The sequence below is a fragment of the Paraeggerthella sp. genome (assembly GCF_048427265.1).
Lineage (GTDB): Bacteria > Actinomycetota > Coriobacteriia > Coriobacteriales > Eggerthellaceae > Paraeggerthella > Paraeggerthella hominis.
In genome coordinates this window covers 1-18,095 of the sequence record NZ_DBFOSR010000067.1, presented here as the reverse complement: position 1 = coordinate 18,095, position 18,095 = coordinate 1, and the positions used below count along the sequence as shown (strand labels likewise).

9 protein-coding genes are annotated in these 18,095 nt (G+C 60.7%); 8 read left to right on the top strand and 1 reads right to left on the bottom strand.

Going from position 1 to position 18,095, the window contains the following annotated elements:
- Positions 1–441 precede the first annotated feature (441 nt).
- From ACMNI9_RS06465 to ACMNI9_RS06450, 4 genes are all read left to right on the top strand, one after another.
- A complete protein-coding gene (locus ACMNI9_RS06465; protein ID WP_418831291.1) occupies positions 442–2,856 on the top strand; it encodes a molybdopterin-dependent oxidoreductase in 2,415 nt (804 codons plus the stop codon).
- A gap of 8 nt (positions 2,857–2,864) precedes the next feature.
- On the top strand, positions 2,865–3,482 hold the full coding sequence (locus ACMNI9_RS06460; protein ID WP_114567005.1) for a 4Fe-4S dicluster domain-containing protein: 618 nt from the start codon (positions 2,865–2,867) through the stop codon (positions 3,480–3,482).
- A 16-nt stretch (positions 3,483–3,498) separates the two neighbouring features.
- Positions 3,499–4,725, top strand: coding sequence for an NrfD/PsrC family molybdoenzyme membrane anchor subunit (gene nrfD / locus ACMNI9_RS06455; RefSeq protein WP_114567004.1), 1,227 nt, complete (start codon positions 3,499–3,501; stop codon positions 4,723–4,725).
- A 68-nt stretch (positions 4,726–4,793) separates the two neighbouring features.
- Complete coding sequence (locus tag ACMNI9_RS06450; RefSeq protein WP_114567003.1) at positions 4,794–5,441, top strand: TorD/DmsD family molecular chaperone; 648 nt, start codon at positions 4,794–4,796, stop codon at positions 5,439–5,441.
- 93 nt (positions 5,442–5,534) lie between these two features.
- Here ACMNI9_RS06450 and ACMNI9_RS06445 read toward each other — a convergent pair whose 3' ends face one another.
- Positions 5,535–7,196, bottom strand: coding sequence for a hypothetical protein (locus tag ACMNI9_RS06445; protein ID WP_418831290.1), 1,662 nt, complete (start codon positions 7,194–7,196; stop codon positions 5,535–5,537).
- 866 nt (positions 7,197–8,062) lie between these two features.
- On the opposite strand from ACMNI9_RS06445, the gene ACMNI9_RS06440 reads away from it, so the two are divergent.
- The 4 genes from ACMNI9_RS06440 to glmM all read left to right on the top strand — a co-directional run bounded on the left by ACMNI9_RS06440 (position 8,063) and on the right by glmM (position 18,091).
- Positions 8,063–11,599 carry a DNA-directed RNA polymerase subunit beta gene (locus ACMNI9_RS06440; protein WP_114567895.1) on the top strand — a complete coding sequence of 1,179 codons (3,537 nt, stop codon included), beginning with the start codon at positions 8,063–8,065 and terminating at the stop codon, positions 11,597–11,599.
- Positions 11,600–16,006 carry a DNA-directed RNA polymerase subunit beta' gene (locus ACMNI9_RS06435; RefSeq protein WP_418831289.1) on the top strand — a complete coding sequence of 1,469 codons (4,407 nt, stop codon included), beginning with the start codon at positions 11,600–11,602 and terminating at the stop codon, positions 16,004–16,006. It abuts the gene before it with no gap.
- A gap of 141 nt (positions 16,007–16,147) precedes the next feature.
- Positions 16,148–16,648: a phosphoribosyl-ATP pyrophosphatase gene (locus tag ACMNI9_RS06430; RefSeq protein ID WP_114567897.1), complete on the top strand. Its 501-nt coding sequence runs from the start codon at positions 16,148–16,150 to the stop codon at positions 16,646–16,648.
- A 108-nt stretch (positions 16,649–16,756) separates the two neighbouring features.
- Entirely contained in the window at positions 16,757–18,091 is a 1,335-nt protein-coding gene (gene glmM, locus ACMNI9_RS06425) for a phosphoglucosamine mutase (RefSeq protein WP_418831288.1), read from the top strand.
- The last annotated feature ends 4 nt before the right edge of the window (positions 18,092–18,095 follow it).

Here is an 18,095-nt window from a genome sequence, read left to right as displayed (position 1 = left end):
TGCCATAGGTCGAGCCGTGCGAGCCGAGCGCAAGGCGCAAGGCTACACGCAAACCGATCTTGCAGAATTGTGCGGCGTAAGCTTGTCGGACTTGATGCTGGTTGAATGCTTGTGCTTGTCGACTGCTCGGATGTGCGGGGTCGACGTTCCTGCTATTGATCTGCTGGATTTGAAGGTTCCCGCGCTTTGCATTGAACGGTACGAGCTGAAGCGACCGCTGACATTGTTTCTAAAATAGAATAATACTGCCGGTAAATTATCCTATGACAATCATTGATTGTCATAGGATAATTTCGTATAGTGCAGGCAAGGGAATTTGGCCAATTCTTGTCAGGAACGTATTGGGGGATATCCGATAGGATTGCGCTTGGGATTCGCGGCAATAGATTCGCGATCCATTTCGCAGGGGGATATCCTGACGAGATCTTTGGAGGAGGAGAAATGTCAGGAACAACCAGCTCGCAGAGCGGGCTCACGCGTAGGAGTTTCCTGAAAACAACCGGCGTTGCGGCTGGGGCGTTGGGCCTTGCGGGCGCCGTTGGCATGACTACGCCCGATGGTTGGCTTGCGCCCTCGGAGGCCCACGCCGAGCCTGAGGAGCGAGTGGGGTATACATTCCACTATCGACATTGTCAATGCAACTGCCACTTGAAGTGCACCGTTCGCGATGGTCGCATGGTTCTTGTCGAGCCGAATACTTGGCCGGATAAGAGAAACGAAACCGTATGCTTGAAGGGTATCTCTGAGATCCAGCATACATACAGCTCTGAGCGGCTGCAGGTTCCCCTAAAGCGCGTTGGCGAGAGGGGGTCGGGAGATTTTATCGAGATAACTTGGGAAGAGGCTCTTGACACCATTGCCGACAAGGTAAAGGAAACCCAAGAAAAGTACGGCGCAGGGGCCATTGCTTTCCAGACGGCAGTGGATTCCCTAACCACGTTCTTGCCAAAGCTTCTCAAAGGACAAGAAAAACCCCACCGCGGCATTGATATCGGTTTAGGGAATGGGTTTTCGCCGGCATTGGCTGAATCTGGTCAACAGGGAGCATCCTCGAATGAAGTTGCTGACTGGAAAAATGCTAAAACCATTCTCAACGTCGGTTGCAATATGCTCGAAACCTGCATGGTGACGGCTCCTTACTTCTTTGAGGCAAAGGAAGCGGGTGCAGAAATTATCACGCTGGATCCCAATTTTTGCACCACTGCTGCAAAAAGCTCTCGCTGGATACCTATGATCGCGGGTACTGATTCGGCATTGTATCTGGGGATGATTACAATCATTCTAGAGAATGAATGGTATAACGAGCCGTATCTTAAGGCTAATACCAGCATGCCTTTCTTGGTCAAGCGTTCCGATGGATCGCTTTTAAGGGAGCGCCCTGCCGTCGACGGCAAGCAAACAGGTGACGATAATCCGTTCATGGTTTGGGATGGGCGCACGGGCTCGCTTGCTGGATACCGCGCAGATGGCGTAGACCCAGTGCTTGATTTCGAAACGTCCATCAATGGCGAAGAGTTCGTCACTGTTTTTCGACTGCTAAAAGAAAGCCAGAAAAAATACCCTGCTTCATGGGCTGCGAGGACAACGGGCGTAGATGAAGATGTTCTTGTCGAAATAACCGACAAGTATGCAAACCACGGACCTTCGATTCTCTCGTTTGGATTCGGCGGTGGTGAGAAGTTCTATAACGCTGATGTTGCCGGGCATGCAGCCGTTTTGCTTGCGACCCTTGTGGGTTCGTTTGGAACTGACATTCCTGGTTGGGGCGCAGGCGCGTACGTCAATGCTTACCAAAAGATATTCGGCGCAGGAAAACTGGCTAGTTGGCCGCTTCCCGATGAATGCAAGACGGCACCGGCTCCCAAAGCGAGCGTTGACTACCGCGATGAAGAGAGCGGCATTCGTTTCATGTGGGTTCAAAACGGAGGCTTTCAGCAAATTGCGGGAAACCAGAATCGAACGAACGAATGGGCGAAAACGCTCGATTTCGTTGTCGTTCAGGACATTTGGCATACTCCTTCGGTTGATTGGGCTGACATTGTCCTTCCTGTTTGCTCTCATTTTGAAGTCGACGAAGAAGTGGGTTTCTTGCGCGCGCTGCGCGGCCATGTTCTTCTCCAGCAGAAAGTGCTCGATCCTTTGTTTGAAAGCAAAACCGATTTTTGGATCGATTGCGAAATGGCGAAGCGCTTGGGGTACGGAGATTTTCTGCCGAAAAGCCAGGAAGAACTCGCCCGCTTTCAGCTTGATTGTGCCACCGACAAAGCGATTGCTGGCATAACGCTTGACGAGGTTATTGCCAGCAACGGTGTGGTGGCGCTTAAGAATCAGCCTGAGATTGCGCGTAGCTATAGTGGCCAAACCTATAAAACCACATCGGGAAAGATAGATCTGTATTACGAGAATCTTGTAAAGCATGATCAAGCCTTGCCTCAATACGAAGCTCCTTGCGAGGCTTACGAAGAGAATCCCTTGCGAGAGAAATACCCTTTGGTTATGACCCAGCGTCGATCGAAGTACTTCATTCACCAGAACCTCATGGACGCTACGTGGATACGTCAGTATTACAAACCGACGCTAGAAATGAACCCGGGCGACGTATCTTCGCGTGGGTTGGCGTCCGGTGATATGGTCGAAGCGTTTAACGATCGCGGTTCCTTCAGTTGCGAATGCGTCGCCACTGAGGCGGTTCGTCCGGGCATGGCTGTTATTGTCGAGGGCATTTGGAGTCAGTACATGGGTTCTGGGGACTTGCAAAATGTCACCAATGATGCCGTCAACCCCAGGGGAAAAGCACTTGCCAAAGGTCGTGTTACTCCTTTCAACGACACGCTCATCGAAGTTAAGAAAGCATAGGTGATCGAATGACTAGGCTGGGAATAGCTATCAATTTGGATCGCTGCACTGGTTGCAATACGTGTGCAATGGCGTGCAAGATGCAGAACAATGTGCCCATGGGCATGACGTGGAACCGAGTGATTAATGAGGGATGCGAATCTGAGTTCGGAGTTCAAGGAACTTACCCTGATGTTACGCGCACGTATCTGCCTATTGCCTGCCAGCATTGCGAGAATCCGGCGTGCTTGCGCGTATGTCCGACGGGGGCTACGTACAAGGATGACAAGGGACGCGTGGAAATTGACTACGAAAAGTGCATCGGTTGCCGTATGTGCATGGCTGCTTGTCCGTACAATGCACGCGTGTTTAATTGGAGTGATCCGGTTCGCGATCCTGATTTCAATTATGGAGACAAAAGCGTACCGGTGCGCGGAAAGGGCGTTGCTGAAAAGTGCACGTTGTGCAAAGAGCGCACCGACCGCGACGAGCAGCCTATGTGCGTGAAATGCTGCCTATCAAAAGCTCGCACATTCGGTGATCTTGATGATCCCGAGAGCGAGATATCGAAGCTCGTCGTTGCTCGCAAGGCCGGCGTCCTCCTTGAGGAACAAGGTACCCGCCCGCAAGTCCATTACTTCAACTAGGGAGGAGGTGCAAACCATGCAAACCTCTACGAAAACTAAAGCTGCCATCGGGGTGCTGGGAATGCTGACGGTGGCGGGTGTTGCCGCTTGGATTTATCAGCTGATGGGTGGTCTTGGCGTGACGGGCATGAATAACGGCACGTCGTGGGGCCTTTACATCACGTGCTTCATGTTCTTTGTGGGCTTGTCGGCCGGCGGCCTCATCGTTGCATCGTCGGCTAGCGTGTTTCATGTGTCCGATTACAAGAAGGTGGCGTTGCCCGCGGTTATTCTATCCACGGTGTGCATCTGCTGCGCAGGAATGTTCGTGCTTATCGATCTTGGCGGCATTCAACGGGTGTGGCGCATTGTTACGGGACCGAACGTGATCTCCCCCTTGTTCTGGGATATTTGCGTTATCACGATGTATCTTGTCATCAACCTGGCGTACCTGTACTTTATGACGTCAAAAAAGCCGGGTGCCCAGGATAAGGTTGCTGTCGTTAGTCGCTTTGCCTTGCCCATCGCTATTCTGGTGCATTCAGTGACCGCGTGGATCTTCGGTCTGCAGATTGCGCGAGAGGGTTGGTATTCCGCCATCATGGCGCCGTTGTTTGTGGCTTCGGCTATGGATTCGGGCTTGGCGTTGCTGCTTCTGGTGTTGAACGGATTGAACAAGTCGGGTGTGTTCAAGACGGACAAGAGACTGTTGGCGAACTTGGCGGGACTTTTGGCTGTATGCGTTGCTGTCGACGCGTTCTTTATCGGCTGCGAGGTTCTGACCATGGCTTATCCAGGTGCTGCCGGAGCCGATACGTTAGCCATCATGACAACCGGAGCGACTGCGCCTTTCTTCTGGTTTGAAATTGTGGTTGGCTTGCTGATTCCGTTTTGCATTCTGGCGTTTGCGAAAAACCGTCAACGGCAAGGTTTGGTTGTTTTCTCCAGCGTGCTGGTGGTGGCTGGCGTGTTCTTCAAGCGCGTGTGGCTGCTGCTTACCTCGTTCTCCCATTTTAATGTGCCGGGTGCTCCGGGTGTGTCGTTGGGAACTGTTAATGCCCAGCAGGGAGGTACCGACATGTGGGCGCTGGCTGGTACCTACGTTCCTACTTGGGTTGAAGTCGTTGTAGTATTGGGCGTTGTGGCATTGGGGGCTTTGGCGTTCGTGGCGCTGACGCGTATGCTGATGCCGACGAATAGGACGAATACCTCTTCGGCAGATGCGCGTCGCGTGGTTGAGCCCGCGTCGGAATCTGTTCAGTAAGAGAAAGAATGCGCCGGACGCTTTTGTCAGGTTCGGCGCGTCGACTGATTTCAAGAAAGGACGACTCTATGGCCGGTATTCCTTGGAAGGCTTTGTCTGAGGCGTACGGATTCCTGGGCAATTCGCTGCTTGCTCCTATGACCATGACGGCGTCGGTTGGTCTTGACGGGCGCTTTTGGGAGGCGTTTCCTACGTTCGGAGATCAAGGTTTGACTGACGCCGTTGCTGCGTGCGTTTGCTGGACTCAGTCTGTTCGCTCACGCGCAGAGGAGAGCGGGGAAGACTCGGTCGAACGCTGCGCCGTGGAATATACCCGCCTGTTTATTGGTCCTCCGTCTCCTTTGGCACCGCCATGGGAAACGATGTATCGAGCTTCGAACGTTACGGTTGGCTTCGGTCAAGCTACTTTCGAAATGCGTCAATTGTTGCGCGAGGCCGGCCTTGAACTTCGAAACGACAATCGCCAGTATGAAGACCATATGGGCATCGAACTGCTATACCTTTCCGATCGATGTCGCTGGCTGTCGGGCGATCCTGTCGAGATCGTGGACGCTCGGCAGAAACTCGCTTCCTTTATCGACGATCACCCACTTGATTGGATTGGGTCCTTTAGAGATTGCGTGGAAGAGCAAAGCCCGGACGGTTATTTCTCCCGCATTCTATTGGTGACTCAGTGCTTGTTGAAGTGGCATCGGGCGGAATTGTCGGCTCTTTGATCGGGCTTAACCGTTCGCCTTCTCGATTTGCGTCCCCAAAAAAGACGAGCCCCGTTTCGGGGCTCGTCTCGACATGTGCGTTGATCTGCGCGGTTAACCTCTTCCCAGAAGCTTCCTCATGGCCAGCGCGGCGCCTGCCACAAGGGCGAGACACGCCGAAGCGAGTGCAACCACAAGGGGCGTGCTCGTGCTCTCGTCACCCGTTTGGGTCAGGTTCGAGGTTTTCGACTCCTTCGCAGCTGCGGGCAAGGGCTTGGCTTCGGTCTTGGATGTTCCGGAGGTTTCTGTCGTCAAGGTTGCACCGGGTTCTTCCAGCTTGCTCCCGGATTCCGAATCGGAGACTTCCTGCTTCGGGCCGTTTTCCGCTCCCTGGTCCTGGGCGTTCGACGAATTCCCCTCGTTCGATCCTCCGTTGCCCGACGCCGACTGGTCCCCGTTGCCCGTCGAGTTGTCGGGCGGGGCGGGTGCGTTCGGCTCTCCCGTGCCAGGTTTGCTTTCCTCTGGCGAGGGGTTCTCGTTGCTTGCCGGGGGAGCAGGCACGACGACATCTTCCGATCCCGGTCGATCGGCATTGCCCGGCGCGCCTTCGCCAGAGCCGCCGTTCTCGGGAGTGGAAGGCGTGGGCGGCTCAATAGGAGCCGTCGGTTCGTTGGGGGATGGGGCGGGTTCGACAGGCGTCGAAGGTTCGTTCGGAGCCGGCGTCTCGCCCGGAGCCGGGTTCGGGGTGGGCGTTGCCTCCGGCGCAGGATCGGGGTCGGGCGCCGGCGCCGGCTTGTTCGCTTCTGCATCTTGCTCGTGCTGGGTGATGAACGCCAGGCAGTCGTTCAGTTCGTTGCGGTAACGGTTTTCCCAGCCCTGGTGGTACTGGGGCTGGCCCTTGTAGAACACGCTCACGTTCTCCACCACGTAGTTGCATAGCTTGGTGACGAACTCGCGGTCGGTCATGTCGTTGGTAAGCCCGGCTCCCGGCCAGTCGTACCCTTCGCTAAGGTAATGGTACGTGCCGTTCCAGTCGTATCCGTCCGAAACGCCGCCCACGAACTTCTTCCAACCGGAAGGTCCGAACAGGCTGTTCAAGCCCCAGCACAGGCCCTTCACGGCATCGGAGCGGTTCGAAATGTCGATGCCTCTGCTGGCCAGGTATTCCTGCGCGGGAAGGTACGAGTTGTTGTACGCGTAGCTGTCCTGCAGGCCGGAGAACTCGGTCGGGTTGGCGGCGTATGCAAGGTGCCATGAATCTTCGAGCCTCTGGCCGACCTCGGTCAGCTTCCTGGCGCTTTCGTCGTACAAATCGCCCGAGATGTCCGTGGAGGAAACCCACTCGAACATGTGGTACGTTTCAGGATCGTACGCGTAGCATGCCTCCAGAAATCCCTTGAGGGTGTGGCGGTTGTCGAACTGGTAATACCCCATTGCATGGTATCCGTCGCCATAGGAAAGCCCCTGGTTGTAGTTCCTGCCGCTCTCGTATTTTGCGAAGTACTTCATCTCGCTTGAAACTGCAACCGGATCGAGCGACACCGCGTACGGCATTGCGATAGAGCGAGCAAGCCTGGTTTTCGGCAAGTTATCGGAGTAGAAGTCGTCCTTGTCGTAATCCGCGGGCTTCTGTATCGCGTTCGAAGCCGATGCGTCCGTCGAAGCAGCTTCGGAAGGAATGGGCTCGTCGGCAAGGGCCGCTGCTGGCATCATGCTGCATGCAAGGGAAAGCGATACGCCTAAGGCGAGCGCCTTCGGTGCGCTGGGTTGTCCCATGGGGACCTCCGTTCTGCGTGTATGGTGCGTTTCATCTGCGTTTGTGGTAGTGCGCGCCAAGACGCGCATCCGCCGGGGCCGATCGGAGGAATCAGCACGAAGCGGAACAATAAGTTTCTCACGCGCGCGCGAGAGGAAGCCAGTTCGGCGGCGTCTTCTCCATGGCTTTGCGACAAATTAAACAGAATTGCTGGGCAACCAGGTGCATCGGCGGCGCGTCGCGTCGGCAAGGTTGATCCGGTTGCGTCGTGTTGCCTGGCTCCACCTCGTTCAGCAGCGGAAGCGTCCCCTTTTGTCAAAACGGACGAGTTTTGCGGCGATTTTTGCCGCATCGGGGCGGTTTCGCGTGAGGCGGTTTTGCATCGTGCCAGGTCATAAGCTTGTCGTTCGCTATTATTCTGCCTTGAGGACCAGCAAAACTCGCTCGTTTTGACAGTGGGCAACGGCAGGCGGCAGGCGGCTGCGGGCAACGGTAGGCAGCGAACGGCGGGCAGCGAGCGGCGGCGAACGGCGGCCCCGCCGCGCGCAAGGCTGGAAGCCGCTGCGGATGCGTGCGCTCTGGCGGCGATCGCTCCAGGTGGGTTCCGGGGGAGGAGTCGCCCGAGCCCCCGCCGCGCGCGCAGCCCCTCGGCCCCCGCCTCCCGCCCCCGCCGCACGCGCAACTCCGCAGCCGCCTCTCGCCGCGCGAAAAATCGCCTTCCGCATCCAAAAATTCCAACGACATCCGCCCAGATGAACAGCCAAATCCACAATAAATTTCCACAGTTCGTAAAAATTTTTCTTGACATGGCTTGACGGGCGCACTATTTTTAAAACTTGCGACTTTTTCGCATTTTTGCGGGTGCACATGAAGGAGGAAAAGCCTCGTGGCTCAAGGAAAAACGACTGATCAGACCAGCCTTTATAGGGATCGGCGAAACTTCGCCAAGATTCCGGACGTCATGGACGTCCCCAACTTGATCGCTATCCAGACGGATAGTTTCGAGTTCTTCAAGGGCGAGGGCCTGGCGCAAGCGTTCCGTGACATCAGCCCCATCGAGAACAACACGAAAGATATGTGCGTGGAGTTCGGCAAGCACGAGTTTGGCGAGCCGAAGTACTCGGTTGACGAGTGCAAGGAGAAGGACGTCTCCTACCAGGCGCCGCTGTTCGTGGAGATCCGCTTCATCAACCGTGAAACGGGCGAAATCAAAGAGCAGGACGTGTTCATGGGCGACTTCCCGCTCATGACCCCGCGCGGTACGTTCATCATCAACGGCACCGAGCGCGTCGTCGTCAGCCAGCTGGTCCGCTCCCCGGGCGTGTACTTCGCCTCCGAGCGCGACAAGGCGTCTGACAAGATGCTCTACAACGCCAAGGTCATTCCCAGCCGCGGCGCGTGGCTCGAATTCGAAACCGACAAGCGCGACATCCTGTCCGTGCGCATCGACCGCAAGCGCAAGCAGCCGGCTACGCTGCTCGTGCGCGCCCTCGGCCTGGCTGAGACGCGCGAGGAGATCATCGAGCTTCTGGGCGCCGACGAAATGGTGCTGCGCACGCTCGACCGCGACCCCGCCACCACGAAGGAAGAGTCGCTCATCGAGCTGTACAAGCGCTTCCGTCCCGGCGAGCCTCCCACCATCGACTCCGCCCGCACGCTGCTCGAGGGCTTGTTCTTCAACCCGCAGCGCTACGACCTGGCGAAAGTCGGTCGCTACAAGATCAACAAGAAGCTGGGCTTCGATCCCGACTACGAGGCTTCCACGCTGACCGACGACGACATCGTGAAGACGATGCAGTACATCGTCGCGCTGCATGCCGGCGTCGAAGGCGTGCAGACCGACGACATCGACCACTTCGGCAACCGCCGCATCCGCACCGTGGGCGAGCTGATCCAGAACCAGTTCCGCATCGGCCTGTCCCGCATGGAGCGCGTCGTCCGCGAGCGCATGAGCATGCAGGAGCCCGACGAGATCACGCCGCAGTCGCTCGTGAACATCCGTCCCATCGTGGCGGCCATCAAGGAGTTCTTCGGCTCCTCGCAGCTGTCCCAGTTCATGGACCAGACCAACCCCGCCGCCGGCATCACGCACAAGCGTCGTCTGTCGGCCCTCGGCCCGGGCGGCCTGTCCCGCGAGCGCGCCGGCTTCGAGGTGCGCGACGTGCACACCTCCCACTACGGTCGCATGTGCCCCATCGAGACGCCTGAAGGCCCGAACATCGGCCTCATCGGCTCGCTGGCCACGTACGCTCGCATCAACCCCTACGGCTTCATCGAGACGCCGTATCGCCGCATCGTCGACGGCAAGGTGACCGACGAGATCGACTACCTGACCGCCGACGAGGAGGAGAACTACACCATCGCCCAGGCGAACGAGACGTTCGACCTCGAAACGCGCGAGTTCGTCACGTACGCCGAGGACGGTTCGTTCACGGTCGACAAGAAGGTTCTCTGCCGCACGAAGGACGCCGCCGGCGTCTTCGGCGAGCCCGACGAGGTGCCGCCCGCGCAGATCGACTACATGGACGTGTCCCCGCGCCAGATGACGTCGGTCGCAACGTCGCTCATCCCGTTCCTCGAGCACGACGACGCGAACCGCGCCCTCATGGGTTCGAACATGCAGCGCCAGGCCGTGCCCTTGCTGCGTCCGAGCGCGCCGCTCGTGGGCACCGGCATCGAGCACCGCATCGCGGTCGACTCCGGCGAGATCCTGGTCGCCCAGAACCCGGGCGTCGTGGACTACGTCGACGGCCAGACCATCATCATCCTGAACAACGACGGCGAGTACGACGAGTATCTGGTGCCGAAGTTCCAGCGCTCCAACCAGAGCGGCTGCATCAACCACCGTCCCATCGTGCGCAAGGGCGACGAGGTCCAGGCCGGCGACGTGCTGGCTGACGGCCCGTCCTGCGACGGCGGCGAGCTGGCGCTGGGCCAGAACCTCATGGTGGCCTACATGCCGTGGGAAGGCTACAACTACGAGGACGCTATCATCGTGTCCGAGCGCGTGGTGGCCGAGGACCTGCTCACGTCCATCCACATCTCCGAGTACGAGGTGGATGCCCGCGACACGAAGCTGGGACCCGAGGAGATCACCCGCGAGATCCCGAACATCTCCGACGACATGATCGGCGACCTGGACGCCGACGGCATCATCCGCGTGGGCGCCGAGGTGTTCCCGGGCGACGTGCTGGTGGGCAAGGTCACGCCGAAGGGCGAAACCGAGCTCACGGCTGAGGAGCGCCTGCTGCGTGCCATCTTCGGCGAGAAAGCCCGCGAGGTCCGCGACACGTCGCTCAAGGTGCCTCACGGCTCCGGCGGCCGCGTCATCGGCATGAGCCGCTTCAGCCGCGACGCCGGCGACGAGCTGGCTCCGGGCGTGAACGAGCTCGTTCGCATCTACGTGGCTCAGAAGCGCAAGGTTCAGCAGGGCGACAAGCTGTCCGGCCGCCACGGCAACAAGGGCGTTATCTCCCGCGTGCTGCCGGTCGAGGACATGCCGTACCTCGCCGACGGCACCCCCATCGACGTCATCCTGAACCCCCTGGGCGTTCCGTCCCGAATGAACGTGGGCCAGCTGCTTGAGAACCACCTGGGCTGGGCCGCGAAGTGGGGCTGGTCCGACGAGGAGGAGACCGAGGAGGTCGTGGAGGGCCCGATGCACGTGGCCACGCCCGTCTTCGACGGCGCTACGGAGAAGGAGATCTCCGACGCCATCGAGAAGGCGAACCGCAACCTGATCAACTACAACCATTACAAGTACGGCGAGAAGGCCCGCGACGAGTTCGTGCCGCAGCTTTCCCGCACCGGCAAGACCTGGCTCTACGACGGCCGCACGGGCGAGAAGTTCCGCGAGCCCATCACGGTTGGCCAGAGCTACATCCTGAAGCTGGGCCACATGGTGGACGACAAGATCCACGCGCGTTCGACCGGCCCCTACAGCCTGATCACGCAGCAGCCTCTGGGCGGTAAGGCCCAGTTCGGCGGCCAGCGCTTTGGCGAGATGGAAGTGTGGGCGCTGTACGCGTACGGCGCTTCCAACGTGCTCCAGGAGATCTTGACCGTGAAGTCCGACGACACCGCCGGCCGCGTCAAGTCCTACGAGTCCATCGTCAAGGGCGAGAACATCCCGGCTGCCGAGGTGCCCGAGAGCTTCAAGGTTCTGGTCAAGGAAATGAAGTCGCTCTGCTTGAACGTGGAGCTTGAGGGTCACGACCACCAGACGATCGACGTCACCAAGGACATCGACCGTCAGGATGATGGCGACCGTGCGCTGTACGAGGCCATCGCGGCCGACGCGCGCAAGACGGAAGAGGACGACGCGGCGAACGCTCTCGACAGCATTGCCGCTGAGCTGGGAGAATTGATGGGCGAAAGCAACAACGACACGAACGACCTCATCGGTGAAGGAGAGGAGCGATAAATGACGACGGAATTCGACGTTAACAATTTCGACGCTTTGCGTATCTCTCTGGCCAATGCCGAGGACGTGCGCAGCTGGTCGCGCGGCGAGGTCAAGAAGCCCGAGACGATCAACTACCGCACGCTCAAGCCGGAGAAGGACGGCCTGTTCTGCGAGAAGATCTTCGGCCCCACGAAGGACTGGGAGTGCGCGTGCGGCAAGTACAAGCGCGTCCGCTTCAAGGGCATCGTCTGCGAGCGCTGCGGCGTGGAGGTCACGCGCAGCAAGGTTCGCCGCGAGCGCATGGGCCACATCGAGCTGGCCGCGCCTGTGAGCCATATCTGGTACTTCAAGGGCAGCCCGAGCCGTCTGGGCTACCTGCTGGACATCCCGCCGAAGGAGCTGGAGAAGGTTCTGTACTTCGCCTCCTCCATCATCACGTCGGTTGACAAGGAAGCTCGCGAGGAGGACGCCGACGAGCTGCGCGACGAGCTGGCCGCCGACCTCGAAGAGCTGGACGCTGAGCGCGACCGCCTCGTCGAGGCCACGCGCCGTCTGTCCGTGGACTACGTGCCCGAGGACGACGATTTCGTTGACGATATCGACGAGGACGAGCGCATGACCGCCGAGGAGGTCGACGAGGAGATCGCCGACATCTACGAGGAGTTCAACGAGCGCAAGTCGCTGCGTCAGGACGCCTTCGACGCCTTCATGAAGGTCGAGCCGAAGCAGCTCGTGCCGGACGAGGCCCTGTATCGCGAGATGCGCCTCAACTACCGCGACTACTTCACGGGCGGCATGGGCGCCGAGTCCGTGCGCGACCTGCTGGACGCCATGGACCTTGCGGCCGTGTCCGAAGAGCTGCGCGACACCATCGCCAACGGCAAGGGCCAGAAGCGCGCCAAGGCCATCAAGCGCCTCAAGGTGGTCGACGCGTTCCTCAAGTCCGAGAACAAGCCGTCCGACATGATCCTGGACGTTATCCCGGTCATCCCGCCCGACCTGCGCCCCATGGTGCAGCTCGACGGCGGCCGCTTCGCCACGTCGGACTTGAACGACCTGTACCGTCGCGTCATCAACCGCAACAACCGTCTCAAGCGCCTGCTGGACCTGGGCGCTCCCGAGATCATCGTCAACAACGAGAAGCGCATGCTGCAGGAGGCCGTCGACAGCCTGTTCGACAACGGCCGCCGCGGCCGCCCCGTCACGGGCCCGGGCAACCGCCCGCTGAAGTCGCTGTCCGACATGCTCAAGGGCAAGCAGGGCCGCTTCCGCCAGAACCTGCTGGGCAAGCGCGTCGACTACTCCGGCCGTTCGGTTATCGTCGTCGGCCCGCAGCTCAAGCTGCACCAGTGCGGCCTGCCGTCGCAGATGGCGCTCGAGCTGTTCAAGCCCTTCGTAATGAAGCGTCTGGTGGAGCTTGAGTACGCCGCCAACATCAAGGCTGCGAAGCGCGCTGTCGACCGTGGCGCCAGCTACGTGTGGGACGTGCTGGAAGAAGTCATCACCGAGCATCCGGTGCTGCTGAACCGCGCGCCAACCCTGCACCGTCTGGGCATCCAGGCGTTCGAGCCGGTGCTGGTCGAGGGCAAGGCCATCAAGCTGCACCCGCTGGTCTGCACTGCCTTCAACGCCGACTTCGACGGCGACCAGATGGCCGTGCACGTGCCCTTGGGCGCCGAGGCCCAGGCCGAGGCCCGCGTGCTCATGCTGTCCGCCAACAACATCAAATCCCCGGCTCACGGCCGTCCGCTGACCGTGCCGACGCAGGACATGATCATCGGCCTGTACTACCTCACGGCCGCTCGCGACGGCTTCGAGGGCGAGGGACGCGCGTTCATCGACTTCGCTGACGCGCTGAACGCCTACGACGCTCGCGCCGATCTTGACCTGCAGGCCAAGATCTGGGTGCGCCTGAGCAGGGACACCCAGGTGGCAACGGCTTTCGGCAAGTTCGAAGAGCACAAGGCCGGCGAGCGCATCGAAACCACCATCGGTCGTATCACGTTCAACAACGTGCTGCCCGACAGCTACCCCTTCTTGAACTACGAAATGAACAAGAAGGAGATCAGCCGTCTGGTGGAGGACGTCTGCAACCGCTACGAGCTGTCGAAGGTGCCCGCCATCCTCGACGGCCTGAAGGACGCAGGCTTCCACTACGCCACGCGCGCTGGCGTTACCGTTTCGGTGTACGACGCCACCGTGCCGCCGCAGAAGGGCGAGATCCTGGCTGCTGCCGACGCGAAGGTCGCGGCTATCGACGAGGACTACGAGATGGGCCTCATGAGCCCCGACGAGCGTCACAAGCAGGTCGTCGACATCTGGAACGAAGCCAACGAGGCGGTCGGCGACGCGATGGCCGAGAACTTCGACAAGTTCAACCCCATCTACATGATGGCGTTCTCCGGTGCACGAGGCAACATCAAGCAGATCCGCCAGCTGGCCGGTATGCGTGGCCTCATGTCCGACCCGAAGGGCGAGATCATCGACCGACCCATTAAGGCGAACTTCCGCGAGGGCCTGTCGGTGTTGGAGTACTTCATCTCCACGCACGGTGCTCGTAAGGGTCTGGCCGACACGGCTCTGCGTACCGCCGACTCGGGTTACCTGACCCGTCGTCTGGTGGACGTGGCGCAAGACGTCATCATCCGAGAGATCGACTGCGGCACCACCGACGGCGTGCCCTATCCGCTGCACAACGACAAGGGCGAGGTGGACGAGAACCTGATCGGCCGCTGCCTGCTCGAAGACGTGAAGGGCGCCGACGGCACCGTTATCCTGGCTGCGGGCGAGTACATGACCAGCATGGACCAACTGCGCGCCATGGACGCTGCGGGCGTCGAGGAACTGATCATCCGCACAGTCATGACCTGCCATGCCGACCAGGGCGTATGCCAGAAGTGCTACGGTTGGGACCTTGCTACGGCGCGTCCGGTGAACATCGGCACGGCGGTGGGCATCATCGCCGCCCAGTCCATTGGCGAGCCGGGCACCCAGCTTACCATGCGTACGTTCCACACCGGCGGCGTCGCAGGCGAGGACATCACGCACGGTCTGCCTCGTGTTCAGGAGCTTTTCGAGGCGCGCAAGCCGAAGGGTCTTGCCGTGCTGGCCGAGATCTCCGGTACGCTGCAGATCTCGGGCGACAAGCAGTTCAAGACGCTGACCATCCACGACCAGCAGGGCAACTTCCGCGAGTACGTGGTAAGCGCCCGCGCCCAGATGCTTCCGGGCGTGAGCGACGGCTGCCAGGTCAAGGTGGGCCAGCAGCTGACGAAGGGTTCCGTGAACCCGCACGACCTGCTGCGCCTGACCGACCCGAACACCACGCTGCGCTACATCGTGAGCCAGGTCCAGGGCGTGTACGTGTCCCAGGGCGTTGACATCAACGACAAGCACATCGAGGTTATCGCGCGCCAGATGCTGCGCAAGGTGGCCGTGCTCGACGCGGGCGATTCCGAGCTTTTGCCGGGTCGCCAGGTCAACCGCTTCGAGTTCGAAGGCGTTGCCAACGCGCTTATCGCCGAAGGCAAGGAGCCGCCCGTGGGCCAGCCGCTGCTGCTGGGCATCACGAAGGCTTCGCTGGCCACGGATTCGTTCCTGTCCGCCGCATCGTTCCAGGAGACCACGAAGGTTCTCACGGACGCTGCCATCGAGGGCAAGATCGACCATTTGGCCGGCCTGAAGGAGAACGTCATCATCGGCAAGCCGATCCCGGCGGGCACGGGCCTGACGCGCTACCGCGAAGTGGGCCTTACCTACAAGGGCCGTCCGGTTTCCGGCGTGGCGGGCGAGACGCTTCCCGACTTCGCTCCGGATGCGTTGCGCGAGATCGAGGAGCTGCTGCCGCAGCCGCAGGATTGGTCTCTTGACGGCGACGGCTACCTCAACATGGGCTCGAATTACGGCAGCTACTACAGCGGCCTGTCGCTGGGCCATCGCGGTCCGCAGCTGTCCGACGAGGATGCGCGCCTGTACATCTACGACGACCTGGGCGTGTCCCAGCGCTGGGCCAACAAGTTCAGCGAGGCCGGCATCGAGACGGTGGCCGATTTGGTGGGCCACACCGAAGAGGACCTGCTGCGCATCGAGGGCATTGGCGTGAAGGCCATCGAAGAGCTGAAGGAGGGCTTGGAGGAGCGCGGTTTGACGCACGTGATCGAGGACGATCTGGCGGCTACGAGCGACGACATGTCCCAGCTGCTCGACATGGTGTTCAGCCCGGACGACACCGTCCTCATCGGCGGCGACGAGCCTGCCACCTTCAACACCGAAGGCGAGGACATGCTGGGCGAGGCTTTGCCGCCTCGTTCCTACCAGCGCAACCTGGAGGAATTGGATGCGCTGCTGGGTTCCGTGGGATCGCTGGGCTTCGGCCTGACGGGCAAGGAGGAAGAGGAAGCCTCCAACGCGGACGACGCGGAGTAACAGCTGCAAGGGGCGCGCTCAGGCGCGCCCCTTTTGCATAGGCCCGTGCTCGGATTGGGAGATGCAGCGTTTCGGCGCTGCAGCGCGCTGCGCATGCCCCGCGACCGAGCACATCGGCGAATCGTCGAGAAAGGTTGCCCAGTGTCACATAAGACCTACATTCCGGCTGGCGAAACGCCGCCGGCTTCCCCTATAGGCGCAACGCTCGAGTCTTTGAGCGGCGCCATCGCCGCACGGCGCGAGGCGGGGGAGGAAAGCTACACGCACCGCTTGCTTTCCGGTTCCGTCGACGACGTGCTGAAAAAGATCATGGAAGAGGCGGGCGAAGTTGCGCTCGCGGCCAAAGACGTGGAGTCTTGGGCATGCTCGTCGCTGGCTGCTGCGCTGGCATGCCAGGCGGATTCGGCGCAGGAAGAGGAGGCGACGTCGCTTGACGTGGACCTTCCGACGGAGTATTCCGACGCCGTCGACCATCTGCGCTACGAAGCGGCCGACGTGGTGTACCATCTGTTCGTTCTGCTTGAACGCTACGGCATCGACCTGGACGAATTTGCAGCCGAACTCAACAACCGCATGACGGACGAGGAGCGCCCGTGCGGCGGCGTTCGCCTGCACGAAGCGTTCGTGAAAAGGGGAAAGTAAACGGTCCCGACGGCCTTGCGGCTATCGAAGCGGTCCGGCGGCGCGGGCTTCCGACCTCCGACCTTGCTGACCTTTGCTGAACCTGTTGGACTAGAGAGGGACATCATCATGGCACGACTATTCGGAACCGATGGCGTTCGCGGCATCGCCAATACGGAACTCACGTGCGACCTGGCTTTCAAGCTGGGGCAAGCCGCCGTGGCGTTTCAGGGGAAGACCATTTTGATCGGCAAGGACACCCGCTTGTCGGGCGACATGCTGGAGTCGTCCGTTGCTGCGGGCGTCATGTCGATGGGCGGCACGGCGCTGTTGGCGGGGATCATCCCCACGCCCGCCATCGCGCTGCTGGTGCGCGAGCTGCACTGCGACGGCGGCGTGGTCATCTCCGCTTCCCACAATCCGCCGGAGTACAACGGCATCAAGCTGTTCGACGCCCAGGGTTTCAAGCTGCCCGATGCGGTGGAGGACGACATCGAGGCGTTCGTGGTGCGCGGCGGCGCGGCGGCCGAGGAGCTGCCGGCGGGCGATGCCGTGGGCGTTTCGCTGCCGGTCGAGGATGCGTGCGAGCTCTACATCGCCCACGCCGTGTCCACGGTGACGCGCGACGGGATTGACCTGGCGGGCTTGAAGGTGGCCCTTGACGTGGGGCATGGGGCTTCGTGCATGACCAGCGCCGAGGCGCTGCGCCGTTTGGGCGCCGACGTGGTGGTCGTCAACGAGGACTTCGACGGAACCGACATCAACGTGCAGTGCGGATCGACGCATCTGGGTCCCGTGCGCGATCTGGTGGCCGAGATCGGAGCCGACGTGGGCATCGCGCATGACGGCGATGCCGACCGCGTCATGTTGGTGGACGCGCGGGGCAACGAGATCGACGGCGACGTGGTGGGAACGGTGTGCGCCATCGACCTGAAGCAGCGCGGCCTGCTGCCCGGCAACACGGCCGTGTCCACGGTCATGTGCAATCTGGGCCTCACGCATGCGCTGCGCGATGCGGGCATCGAGCTTGTCCAGACGAAGGTGGGCGACCGCTACGTGCTGGAGGCCATGCGCGAAGGCGGGTTCGTCGTCGGCGGCGAGCAGAGCGGCCACATGATCTTCCTCGAGCACAACTCTACGGGCGACGGCTTGGTGACGGCGCTCCAGTTCCTGGCCGCCTGCAAGCGTGCCGGGAAATCCGTCGAAGAGGCTGCCTCCGTCATGACGCGCTTCCCGCAGACCCTCATCAACGTGAAGGTGCAAGACAAGCATGCCGTGGACGACAACGACGCCGTGCAGGCCGCCGTCCGCGCTGCCGAAGACGCCCTGGGCGATTCCGGGCGCGTGCTGCTGCGACCCTCCGGCACCGAGCCGGTGGTGCGCGTGATGGTGGAGGCTGCAAGCGCTGAAGACGCCGAACGCCATGCGGCGGCGATCGCCGCGGTGGTCGAGCGCGAGGTGTAGCGCT